8 protein-coding genes are annotated in these 11672 nt (G+C 59.3%); 6 read left to right on the top strand and 2 right to left on the bottom strand.

What is annotated here, in order from left to right; translation table 11 throughout:
* Positions 1 to 3: 3 nt before the first annotated feature.
* A complete protein-coding gene (locus ICA15_RS01970; protein ID WP_210555577.1) occupies positions 4 to 1977 on the bottom strand; it encodes a MacB family efflux pump subunit in 1974 nt (657 codons plus the stop codon).
* Complete coding sequence (locus tag ICA15_RS01965) at positions 1978 to 3141, bottom strand: efflux RND transporter periplasmic adaptor subunit (RefSeq protein WP_210555578.1); 1164 nt, start codon at positions 3139 to 3141, stop codon at positions 1978 to 1980. It lies immediately after the preceding gene.
* Between the two features lie 322 nt (positions 3142 to 3463).
* Here ICA15_RS01965 and ICA15_RS01960 point away from each other — a divergent pair, with 322 nt between their 5' ends.
* From ICA15_RS01960 to ICA15_RS01935, 6 genes are all read left to right on the top strand, one after another.
* The gene (locus ICA15_RS01960; RefSeq protein ID WP_150601408.1) at positions 3464 to 3946 is read left to right on the top strand and encodes a sigma-70 family RNA polymerase sigma factor; all 483 of its coding nucleotides are present in this window, start codon (positions 3464 to 3466) and stop codon (positions 3944 to 3946) included.
* Between the two features lie 132 nt (positions 3947 to 4078).
* Positions 4079 to 5413 (top strand): lysine N(6)-hydroxylase/L-ornithine N(5)-oxygenase family protein, encoded by a 1335-nt coding sequence (locus ICA15_RS01955; RefSeq protein ID WP_150601409.1) that lies wholly within the window; start codon positions 4079 to 4081, stop codon positions 5411 to 5413.
* 725 nt (positions 5414 to 6138) lie between these two features.
* Positions 6139 to 8838, top strand: coding sequence for a magnesium-translocating P-type ATPase (gene mgtA, locus ICA15_RS01950; protein WP_210555580.1), 2700 nt, complete (start codon positions 6139 to 6141; stop codon positions 8836 to 8838).
* Between the two features lie 191 nt (positions 8839 to 9029).
* Positions 9030 to 9746 (top strand): MgtC/SapB family protein, encoded by a 717-nt coding sequence (locus ICA15_RS01945; RefSeq protein WP_150616682.1) that lies wholly within the window; start codon positions 9030 to 9032, stop codon positions 9744 to 9746.
* Positions 9747 to 9934: 188 nt separating this feature from the next.
* A complete protein-coding gene (locus ICA15_RS01940; protein WP_150616681.1) occupies positions 9935 to 10324 on the top strand; it encodes a hypothetical protein in 390 nt (129 codons plus the stop codon).
* 94 nt (positions 10325 to 10418) lie between these two features.
* Entirely contained in the window at positions 10419 to 11627 is a 1209-nt protein-coding gene (locus ICA15_RS01935; protein ID WP_210555668.1) for an EAL domain-containing protein, read from the top strand.
* Positions 11628 to 11672: the final 45 nt, after the last annotated feature.

Here is an 11672-nt window from a genome sequence, read left to right as displayed (position 1 = left end):
TGATCATTCACTGGTAAGGGCTGTGACCGGGTCGAGCCGGGCGGCTTTGCGGGCAGGCATGAAGCCGAAGATGACACCGGTGACCAGGGCGCAGGCGAAGGCGCCGATTACGGCCATCCATTGAAATGCGATTGCTACGCCGCTGAACGACAGAACGCCGCCGACCAGCATCGCCAGGCTGATGCCGGCAATGCCACCGACCACGGAGAGCATCACCGCTTCGGTCAGGAACTGGCGCAGGATGTCGCGCTGACGGGCGCCGGTGGCCATGCGAATGCCGATCTCGCGGGTGCGTTCACGCACGGTCATGAGCATGATGTTCATCACGCCGATGCCGCCGACCAGCAAGGAAATGGCGGCGATGGCGCCGAGCATCAGTGACAGCGTGCCCTGGGTGCGAGCCTCGGCCTGGATCATGGCGGCGTTGTTGGTCAGCTCGAAATCCTTTTTGCCGTTGTGCCGGCGCAGCATCGATTGCTCGATGGCCTGTTCGGCGTCTTTGACCTTGCGTGCGTCCCTGGCGGCGATCACGACATATTCCGGGTTGCGACTGCCGAACAGGCGCGTACTGGCCGCCGAGTACGGCACGGCAATCCGGTTGTCGCTGTCCGAGTCGCCGGAGCTTGAGCCTTTTTCCGCCAGCACGCCGAGCACCTGGAACGGAACGTTTTCAATCAGGATGTATTGACCGATCGGGTCAGCCACGCCCTTGAGCAATTTGTCGCGAACCTTGGTGCCGATCACCGCGACTGCGGCGGCGCTGTCTTCATCGGCCTGAGTGAAGTAGCTGCCCTGTACCACCGGCCAATTGAAGATGATCGGGAAATTGGTGTCGTTGCCGCCGACGTAGCTGGAGTGATCGGCGTTGCCGAAGCGCACGCCGGCAGTCGAGCCATTGACCGGCATGATTCGTTCCACCTGGGGCAGGGTTGCAAGTTCGGCAACGTCATCGAGGGTGATGATGCCCGGTGGCGTGCGCGGGTTGGGTGCCGCGCCGCTGAGGTAAATGATGTTGGAGCCGAACGCCCCCATTTGCGCCATCACCTGGCGTTTACTGCCTTCGCCGACCGCCAGCATCACCACCACTGACGCGACACCGATGACAATCCCCAGCAGCGTCAGCGCGGTGCGGAAACGGTTGATCCACATCACCCGCCAGGCCGCTTGCACGGCATCCAGCAGTTCGCCCCTCCAGGCGCCGGTCTCGGTGCTGCCGGCGCTCAGGCGCTGGCGCAGATCCACTGCCTGCAAGGCGCCGGAATTGGCGGTACGGGCAGGGGCACCTGGTTGCTCGGCGGTATCGCTGATGATCAGGCCGTCACGAATTTCGATAATGCGCTTGGCACGTTGCGCCACTTCGCGATCGTGAGTGATGAGAATCACCACATGGCCCTGGCTGGCGAGCTCGTCAAGCAGGGCCATGACTTCTTTGCCGCTGTGGCTGTCGAGGGCGCCGGTAGGTTCGTCGGCGAGAATGATGTGGCCGCCGTTCATCAGTGCTCGGGCAATTGATACGCGTTGTTGTTGACCGCCGGAGAGCTGGTGCGGGCGATTGCCGGTGCGGCTGCCCAGCCCCAGGCGTTCCAGCAATGCGCTGGCCCGGGCGTGTCGTTCGGCCGCAGGCGTGCCAGCGTAGATGGCCGGCATCTCGACGTTTTCCTGTGCGGAGCCGGACGGGATCAGGTGATAACCCTGAAACACAAAGCCGAATGCCTCGCGACGCAGCCACGCCAGTTCGTCGGTGTCCAGTTGCGCAACGTCTTCACCGGCAAAGCGGTATTCGCCGCTGGTCGGGCGATCGAGGCAACCGAGGATGTTCATCAACGTCGACTTGCCGGAGCCGGAGGCGCCGACGATGGCCACGAATTCGCCGGCGTGAATCGACAGATCGATGCCGCGCAATACCTCCACCAGCGGGCTGTCGTTGCCGCCGTAGGCTTTGCGGATCTGGCGCAAGTCAATCAGGGGCGTTTGCATTCAGCCTCCGTTGCCGACAGCGGGAGCGCTGAGAATGTGATCGCCTTCGGCCAGGCCCTCGAGGACTTGTGTACGTAACCGGTCGCTGATGCCGGTGCGGACTTCGCGCGACTGGATTTCCCCGTTGGCAGCGACGATCTGCGCCAGTTGCCATTGCGGGCGCGAGCCCGGTTGCAAGGCAGTGCTCGGCACTGTCAGGGTGTCCTGCGCGTGTTGTGCGACGAAGAACACCTGAGCGGTCATGTCGGTCATGAGGGCGTTGTCTGTGTTGTCGACGTCGAGCAGTACGGTGTAGAGCACCACTCGCTCACTGCCACTGCGACCGCCGGTGGGGCTGCCGCCCTGATTTTGCTCAAGGGGGCGCGGGGGCACCGGCAGAATCTGCCGCACCGTGCTGCTCCAGCGCCGGCTGCCACCGCTGAGGGTGGTGAAGTAGGCGGTCATACCGGGTTTGACGTGGCCGATGTCCGCTTCGGAAACTTCGGCCCACACCGTCATTGGCGACAACCGCGCGATGCGCAGGATCAGTGGCGTCTGTTGTTGCGCGTTGAGTGTCTGGCCTTCGCGCGCGCCCACAGCGACGACGGTGCCGCTCATTGGTGCAAAGATGCGCGTGTAGCCGAGCTCCGCTTCGTCGCTGCGCAGGCTTGCCTGGGCCTGACGAATCTGTGCCTGAAACATGTCAATGCGTGCCTGGGTGGCGCGGACTTCGGCACGGGCGGTCTGCACGTCCTCCTCGCGGGTGGCGCCGCCGGCGGCGAGTTTCTGTTGGCGCTGGTATTTCTGCTGCGCCAGGTCGTGCTGAGCGCGCTGTTCCTGTAATTGGGCCTTGAGGTTTTCGATGGAGAAACGACCTGCGTCGAGTTTGGCTTTTTGCGTCGACGGATCGATTTCCACCAGCAGTTGGCCTTCCTTGACCGCATCACCTGCCTCGACGTGGATCTTCTGGATTTGCCCCGAGGCCTGCGCGCCGACGTCTACATAGCGTCGCGGCTGCAAAGTGCCCAGTGCTGTCACGCTGTTTTCGATATTGCTGCGGGTCACTTGTACGGTCGCCAGGGTGTCGCGTCCCGGCGGCAGGACTTGCCATGCGGCGACGGCGATCACGGGAATCAGACAAAGGGCGGCGAACAAGGCGCGTCGGGCGGGGCGGGGACGTTTCATGCAGGGTTCCGGCCAGTGGGTTCGGCCCGACGTTCAGCAGGTGCACGGAATGTTCGGGCACTTGAACGCTGTCGCAAGGCACGACAGAAACGGGGAGCTGTCATGTAAACGATGAATGTACGAGGGAATTTAAGCGCTAACACATCAGGTAACACGTGCCCGTCCGACACTATTCGGCAGGTATGTGGAAACAAGACTTTAAATCTATATGAGAATTACTATAAATTACGCACCTAAGTTGCCACTATCTTGCTACTGCCTGTCAGCGCAGGGCGGATGGGTGAGCCCAAGGACAAAAACCGCGTCGTTGCGGCCAGGAGTCATGTTGGAAAACTACTATCGCGAGCTGGTGTGTTTCCTGAACGCCAAGCTGGGCAACCGTCAGGTTGCCGAAGATGTGGTGCATGACGCCTATCTGCGGGTGCTGGAACGCTCCAGCGACACGCCGATCGAACAACCCCGGGCGTTTCTTTATCGCACCGCGCTGAATCTGGTCATCGACGATCATCGACGCAATGCCTTGCGGCAGGTCGAATCCCTTGAAGTGCTCGACAATGAAGAGCGTTATTTCACCCCGTCTCCCCACGGCACCCTCGATCACGGTCAACGCCTGGAGATGCTCCAGCGAGCGCTGGCAGAATTGTCACCGCTGTGTCGTGACAGTTTTCTGCTGCGCAAGATCGAAGGTCTGTCCCACAACGAAATTGCCGAGAGTCTCGGTATTTCCAAAGCGCTGGTGGAAAAACACATCGTCAACGCCATGAAACATTGCCGGGTGCGGATCCAACAATGGGACGCCCATTGATCCTTCCCCGTTAAATTTTTTTTCACCGTCCTCGTTCCTACTCAACAGACGACCTGCTGTCCTGCTTCGGGCCGGTCAGGTCATTCAGGCTTTATCCCCGAGGTTGAGGGGTTCATCCAGAGGACACTGGAAATGACACAGGCAATTGCATCGCCCATCGTTCACGACCTGATCGGCGTCGGTTTCGGCCCTTCGAACCTGGCGCTGGCCATCGCGCTGCAAGAGCGCGGGCCGACCCAGGGCGAACTGGATGTGCTGTTCCTCGACAAGCAGGCCAACTACAGCTGGCACGGCAATACGCTGTCGACCCAGAGCGAGTTGCAGATTTCCTTCCTGAAGGATCTGGTGACCTTGCGCAATCCGACCAGCCCGTACTCGTTCGTCAATTACCTCAAGTACCACGGTCGTCTGGTTGACTTCATCAACCTCGGCACCTTTTATCCGTGCCGCATGGAATACAACGATTACTTGCGTTGGGTTGCCGGACAGTTCTCCGGGCAGAGCCGGTATGGCGAAGAAGTGCTGACCATCGAGCCGGTGCTGCACAACCATCAGGTTGAAGCACTGCGCGTTATTTCCCGTGGCAGCGATGGCCAGCAACATGTACGCACCACCCGTTCGGTGGTGGTCAGTGCCGGTGGCACACCGCGTATTCCGGAGGCGTTCAAGGCGCTGAAGGGCGACAACCGTGTGTTCCATCACTCGCAATACCTGTCGCAGATGGCCAAGCAGCCGTGCGTGAACAATCAGCCGATGAGCATCGCGATCATCGGTGGCGGGCAGAGCGCGGCGGAAGCGTTCATCGACCTGAACGATTCGTTCCCGTCGGTGCAGGTCGACATGATCTTGCGCGGCTCGGCCCTCAAGCCTGCGGACGACAGCCCGTTCGTCAACGAAGTGTTTTCGCCGGAGTTCACCGATCTGGTGTTCCAGCAGAACAGCGCCGAGCGTGAGCGTCTGGTCAACGAGTACCACAACACTAACTATTCGGTGGTCGACATCGACCTGATCGAACGCATCTACGGCATCTTCTATCGCCAGAAGGTTTCCGGAATTGCCCGTCATGCGTTCCGCACCCTGACCACCGTCGAGAGTGCTACCGCCACCGAACACGGAATCGAGTTGGCGGTACGCAACAACGCAACCGGCGAAGTGACTGTGCGCAACTACGACGCCGTGGTACTGGCCACCGGTTACGAGCGTCAGATGCACCGTAAATTGCTGGCGCCGCTGGAAGAATACCTGGGCGAGTTCGAGGTTGATCGCAACTACAAACTGATCACCGATGAGCGCTGCAAGGCTGGCATCTACATGCAGGGCTTCTGCCAGGCCAGCCATGGTTTGAGCGACACGTTGTTGTCGGTGCTGCCGATTCGTGCCGATGAGATTGCGGGCTCGTTGTATGAACATGGCAAGCATCGTGGGCATCGTTCGATGGCGGATTTGCTATTGGCGACTGCCAGCTAAAATTTGCGCCGCCTGCTACACCGCCATCGCTGGCAAGCCAGCTCCCACAGTATTTTGTGCGATGTCAGCTATCGCTTACTCAACACTGATCCCTGTGGGAGCTGGCTTGCCAGCGAAGGCGGCAGATCAGGCAACATCACCTTTGATGAGCCACCGCCTTCGCGAGCAGGCTCGCTCCCACATTTGGATCTTTGATGAATACAAAAACTGTGTTCGCAGGAGATTCCCTGTGGGAGTGAGCCTGCTCGCGATGGGGTCTTTGAAAACACCAGAATTTCACAATCCTGAACCCTTCCTGAAGAACCCCGACATTCCCCGCCACACTGCCTTTCACGGGTTTACTCTCCAGACATCGAGGCGTAAGCTTCGCGCGTTTTCATCAATAGCGGAGACCCACAGTGGGTACTTGTTCGAGTGACAGTTGTCGGCCGGTCTCGGTAACCGGCAGATTCTCGGCAAGATAACGCGCATTTTTTTGCCGTTGTCTCGCCGTAAAAGCGAGCAGCGGCATCCCGTGCATGGCCAGTCCTTGGTCATGTCTCGACGTCCTTCTCATCGACGCTGAACAGAGCGTGATGTCGACTTTAAAGTCGCCATCGCAGCCCTATCGACACGCCTGTCTTTTCTGATCGGCGCGCCATGCCTTGCCGTGCCGGTTTTCCCGGCGGACGAGGCGCGGTTGTACCTGCTTGACGGTTTCCCGGCTGACTATAGGGGCAACAGCCATGAAACTTACGCTCAAGGAATTTTTCGCAGGTTTTCTGCGTACCCGCCACATCGCCCGGCACTTCCGCCGCCTGGCGTTGCTGGAAACCATCAACGACACCACGGTCAGCCGTGAAGTCCCGCCAACCCTGGCCAATACGCTGGTCGATGCCGCGCAAAGCGACAGCTCGGCATTGCTGTCTTCACTGGGTACGCACTCCGATGGCCTTACCGATTTCGAAGTCGATGCACTGCGTGCGCAATACGGTCTCAATGAAGTCGAACACGAGCAGCCGCTGCCGTGGTGGACCCACCTATGGCACTGCTACAAAAACCCGTTCAACCTGCTGCTGACGCTGCTTGCAGTGATCTCGTGGCTGACCGAAGACATGAAAGCCGCCGTGGTGATTTTCTCCATGGTGGTGCTGTCGACGCTGCTGCGCTTCTGGCAGGAAAGCAAATCCAACCAGGCTGCCGACGCGCTTAAAGCGATGGTCAGCAACACCGCGACGGTGATGCGCCGTGATGCACCGCGCAGCGAGTTGCCGATCAAGCAATTGGTGCCGGGCGATCTGATCGTGTTGTCGGCCGGCGACATGATTCCCGCCGATTGCCGGGTGCTCAGCGCCAAAGACCTGTTCGTCAGTCAGGCCGCGATGACCGGTGAATCGATGCCGGTGGAGAAATTCCCGCGTCAGGCGGATCGCGATACACGCAATCCGCTGGAGCTGGACAACATCCTGTTCATGGGCACCAACGTCGTGTCTGGCACTGCGGTGGCGGTGATTCTCACCACCGGCAACAGCACCTATTTTGGTGCGCTGGCGCAGCGGGTTGGTGCGACTGATCGGGCGCCGACTTCGTTTCAGCAAGGGGTCAACAAAGTCAGCTGGCTGTTGATCCGGTTCATGTTCGTGATGGCGCCGCTGGTGCTGTTCATCAATGGTTTCACCAAGGGCGACTGGTCCGAAGCACTGCTGTTTGCACTGTCGGTTGCGGTCGGACTGACCCCGGAAATGCTGCCGATGATCGTCACCTCAACGCTGGCCAAAGGCGCGGTGTTTCTGTCGCGTAAAAAAGTCATCGTCAAACGCCTCGACGCGATCCAGAACTTCGGCGCCATGGACGTGCTGTGCACCGACAAGACCGGCACGCTGACCCAAGACAAAATCTTCCTCGCTCGTAACGTTGATGTCTGGGGCGAAGATTCTGACGACGTATTGGAACTGGCTTACCTGAACAGCTACTACCAGACCGGTCTGAAAAACCTGCTGGACGTGGCCGTGCTGGAACACGTGGAAGTCCACCGTGAATTGAAGGTCGGCACAGCGTTTCGCAAGGTCGATGAGATCCCGTTCGACTTCAATCGCCGGCGCATGTCGGTGGTGGTGGAAGGGTGCGGCCAAGCGCATCAGCTGATCTGCAAAGGCGCGGTGGAGGAAGTGCTGGCGGTGTGCAGCCAGGTGCGTCACGGCGACGTCGATGAAGCCTTGAGCGATGAATTGCTGACCCGGATTCGTCAGGTCACTGCAGCATTCAACGCTGAAGGCTTACGCGTGGTGGCAGTAGCGGCACGCTCGATGCCTGAAGGGCGCGACACCTACAGCCTGGCCGATGAACAGGAACTGACGTTGATCGGTTACGTGGCGTTTCTCGATCCACCGAAGGAAAGCACCGCACCGGCGCTCAAGGCTTTGGCCGAGCATGGCGTGGCGGTGAAAGTGCTTACCGGTGACAACGAGTTGGTCACGGCGAAAATCTGCCGCGAAGTCGGCCTCGCTCAGCAAGGCCTGCTGATGGGCAACGACATCGAGCGCATGAGCGATGCCGAACTGGCTGTGGCAGTGGAAACCACTAACGTTTTTGCCAGGCTGACGCCGTCGCACAAGGAGCGCATCGTGCGCATCCTCAAGGGCAATGGCCATGTGGTTGGTTTCATGGGTGATGGCATCAACGACGCGCCGGCGTTGCGCACCGCCGACATCGGTATTTCCGTGGACAGCGCGGTCGATATCGCCAAGGAAGCGGCCGACATCATCCTCCTGGAAAAGAGCCTGATGGTGCTGGAGGAGGGCGTGCTCGAAGGGCGCCGCACCTTCGCCAACATGCTCAAGTACATCAAGATGACCGCCAGCTCCAACTTCGGCAACGTGTTTTCGGTGCTGGTTGCCAGTGCGTTTATTCCGTTTCTGCCGATGCTGCCGATGCATCTGCTGGTGCAAAACCTGCTCTACGATATTTCGCAGATCGCCATTCCGTTCGACAACGTCGATGAGGAGATGCTGAAGAAACCGCAGCGCTGGCAGCCGGGCGATGTCGGGCGCTTCATGCTGTTTTTCGGGCCGATCAGTTCGATCTTCGACATCACAACGTTCGCCTTGATGTGGTACGTGTTTGATGCCAACACCCCGGATCACCAGACGCTGTTCCAGTCCGGCTGGTTCGTGGTGGGCCTGCTGACCCAGACGCTGATCGTGCACATGATCCGCACGCCGAAGATTCCGTTCGTGCAAAGCCGTGCAGCGCTGCCGCTGCTGGTGATGACCGGGATCATCATGGCGGTCGGCATCTTCCTGCCGATGGGGCCGCTGGCGCACTACTTCAAATTGCAGGCGTTGCCGTCGATTTACTTCGTGTTCCTGCCAATGATTCTGCTGGCGTACATGGCGCTGACTCAGGCGGTGAAAGGTTTCTACATCCGCCGGTTCGGCTGGCAATAACACCCAGGCTGCGATCCTTTGATTTTTTCAAGATCAGAAGATCGCTCCCCCAGTAGGAGCTGCCGAAGGCTGCGATCTTTTGATCTTGGTTTTTAGAAGCCAGATCAAAAGATCGCAGCCTTCGGCAGCTCCTACAGGGTATGTGTTTTCAGCCCCCAATAAGGGGCTGTGGTTTATTCAAGGATTTCATCATGCAAGCCATCAACAACCTCAACCTGAGCTCACTGCTCGACACCCTCGTCAGCCTCAGCGCAGCTTTCCTTCTCGGCGGGCTGATCGGCTTCGAGCGCCAATACCGGCAACGTACAGCCGGCCTGCGAACCAATGTGCTGGTGGCGGTCGGCGCGGCGATTTTTGTCGACATGGCCAACCGTCTCGCCGGGGCCGAAGGCGCGGTGCGTGTGGTTGCCTACGTGGTCTCCGGCATCGGTTTTCTCGGTGCCGGGGTGATCATGCGCGAAGAGGGCAACGTGCGCGGCCTCAACACTGCTGCCACCCTGTGGACCTCTGCTGCGGTCGGTGCCTGCGCCGGTGCCGACCTGCTGGCCGAAGCGGTGCTGGGCACGCTGTTCATCCTCGCCGCCAACACTTTGTTGCGGCCGATCGTCAATAACATCAACCGCCAGCCACTGGACGTGGTCTCGGCCGAAGTCACCAATATCGTCTACGTGATCGCCCGACGTTCACAGCAAAAAGCTGTGCTCGCCTTACTCGAAGCCGAGCTGGAACGCAGCAACTACCCGGCCAGCGACGTCGACGTGCACGCCTTTGGCGCCGATGAAGTCGAGATCGAAGCGACCCTGGCGACCACTTCGGTGGACGGCGATGAACTGGATGCACTGATCGCGCGGATCTCGACGTCGGCGCTGGTGGTGCAGGCATTCTGGAGTCCGAGTACCACTGAATGACGTTACCAAAGGCATCCGCTGCCTTTGATCAATCAAGTAAGCCACTCCGGGTCATTGCGGTGTGGCCTTCTTCTTGTTTGCCGCCAGAAAATCCCGCTCGTTTATCAGACTTGTCTTACATGTTTTACGGCGCCCATTGATTAGAGTGTTCCGCTGATTGGAAACATCTCCTACGGCCGCCGAAATCAATGTCCTACAAACACTGGCGAATTCTCGTTGCTGAAGAGCAACTCATCGCGCACAACCGAATCTGCAAGTCCCTCAATGAACTGGGATATCGCACGCTCACACCGGTGCGTTCGTTTCGTGAACTGCTGGGCGTGACCCATTACTCGTTCGAACCGTTCGAGCACTTTGATCTGCTGGTCATCAACGGTGAGCTGATCGCTGCCGCCGGGATTGATCCGGTGCGGTTTTTCCAGAGCAACTCGCAGATTCGTCACGGTGTGATTTATGACGCACGCCGTGGCCAGGCACAGGCAGAAACGATTTATGCCAACCAACGACGCCAGTTGACGCTGATCCGTACTGCGGATCGGCAAACCCTGGCTGCACTCCTCGAACAACTCGATATTTAGGATATTTCCTATGGGATTTGGGACTTTTCCTAACGAGTTCTACGCACAAACACAGGACACTTGTGTGAATTTCACCATCCGCGAGGCAATGATCATGCCCCTTCAGCCGCTTCGAATTCTGGTGCTTGAAGATCACGCGTTCCAACGCTCCGTTGCGGTCAGCATCTTGCAAAGCCTGGGGTGTCGGCAGATATACGAAGCCAGCGATGGTGCGCAGGCACTTGCCCTGTTGGAGGACATCGGCTGCGTCGACATTGCCTTGTGCGACTTGCAAATGGAGGGCATGGACGGCCTGCAGTTCTTGCAACGCGTCGGCGCGTCCGGGCAGGTCAAGTCGGTCATCATCAGCAGCTCGTTGTCGGTCGATCTGCGCCGGGCGGTACATCAAATGGTGACGCTGCTCGGTCTGGATCTGCTGGGCGATGTCGGCAAACCACTGCATACCCAGGTGTTGGCCGATCTGCTGGAAAAATATGTTGAGCGGCCGAGCCTTCGCGAAACAGCGTCGGCGGTTGTTACTCTGGCCAGTGAGGTGTCCGTGCGGCGGGCTTTGGCCGATGGGCAGTTGCATGCCTGGTATCAGCCAAAATTCGATCTGCGCAGCGGTGAAGTCTGCGGTGCAGAAGTGCTCTGCCGCTGGCTGCATCCAACCCGGGGCATTATTTCGCCCGCGCAGTTCATGCCAGTGCTGGAACGCTGTGGCCTGCTCGACGAGTTGTTGTTCTCTCAGCTCGATCAGGCTTTGGATATTCAGCGAAGCGCCCGGGAGCAGGGTTTCGTCCTGAATCTGGCGTTCAACCTGCAAGCCGTGCAGTTGGCCAGCGCTGGGCTGACCGCGACCCTCAAAGGCATTTTGGCGCGCCACGCTGCCCAAGGCTTGGGACTGACCTTTGAGCTGACCGAAAGCGGCTTGCTGGAAGCGCCGGCTACCAGCCTGGAAAGCCTGGTGCGGTTGCGGATGATGGGTTGTCGCTTGTCGATCGACGACTTCGGTGCCGGATTTTCCTCGCTGCAACGGCTATGTCAGTTGCCCTTTAACGAGATCAAGCTCGACGCTGATTTCATTCGTAACCTTGAACGTGAACCCCGTTGCCGCGCAGCGATCAGCAGCACTTTGGCGCTCGGCGAAACCCTCGGCATGACCGTGGTGATCGAGGGCATCGAGACCGATGCGCAACGCCGCGAACTGCTGGCACTGGGCTGCACGCAAGGACAGGGTTACTGGTACGCAAGACCGATGGCCGGAACCGATTTGCTGAACTGGCTGCAACGGCGCAGTTATCAGCAGATCTCGGGCGAATGACGTTTTTTAGGGAAAGTCCTACAGAACCTGCCGTTGAGGTTGCGT

The sequence above is a fragment of the Pseudomonas sp. P116 genome (genome assembly GCF_020149425.1).
In the GTDB taxonomy this organism is placed as follows: domain Bacteria; phylum Pseudomonadota; class Gammaproteobacteria; order Pseudomonadales; family Pseudomonadaceae; genus Aquipseudomonas; species Aquipseudomonas anatoliensis.
This window is presented reverse-complemented; position numbering and strand designations above follow the sequence as displayed.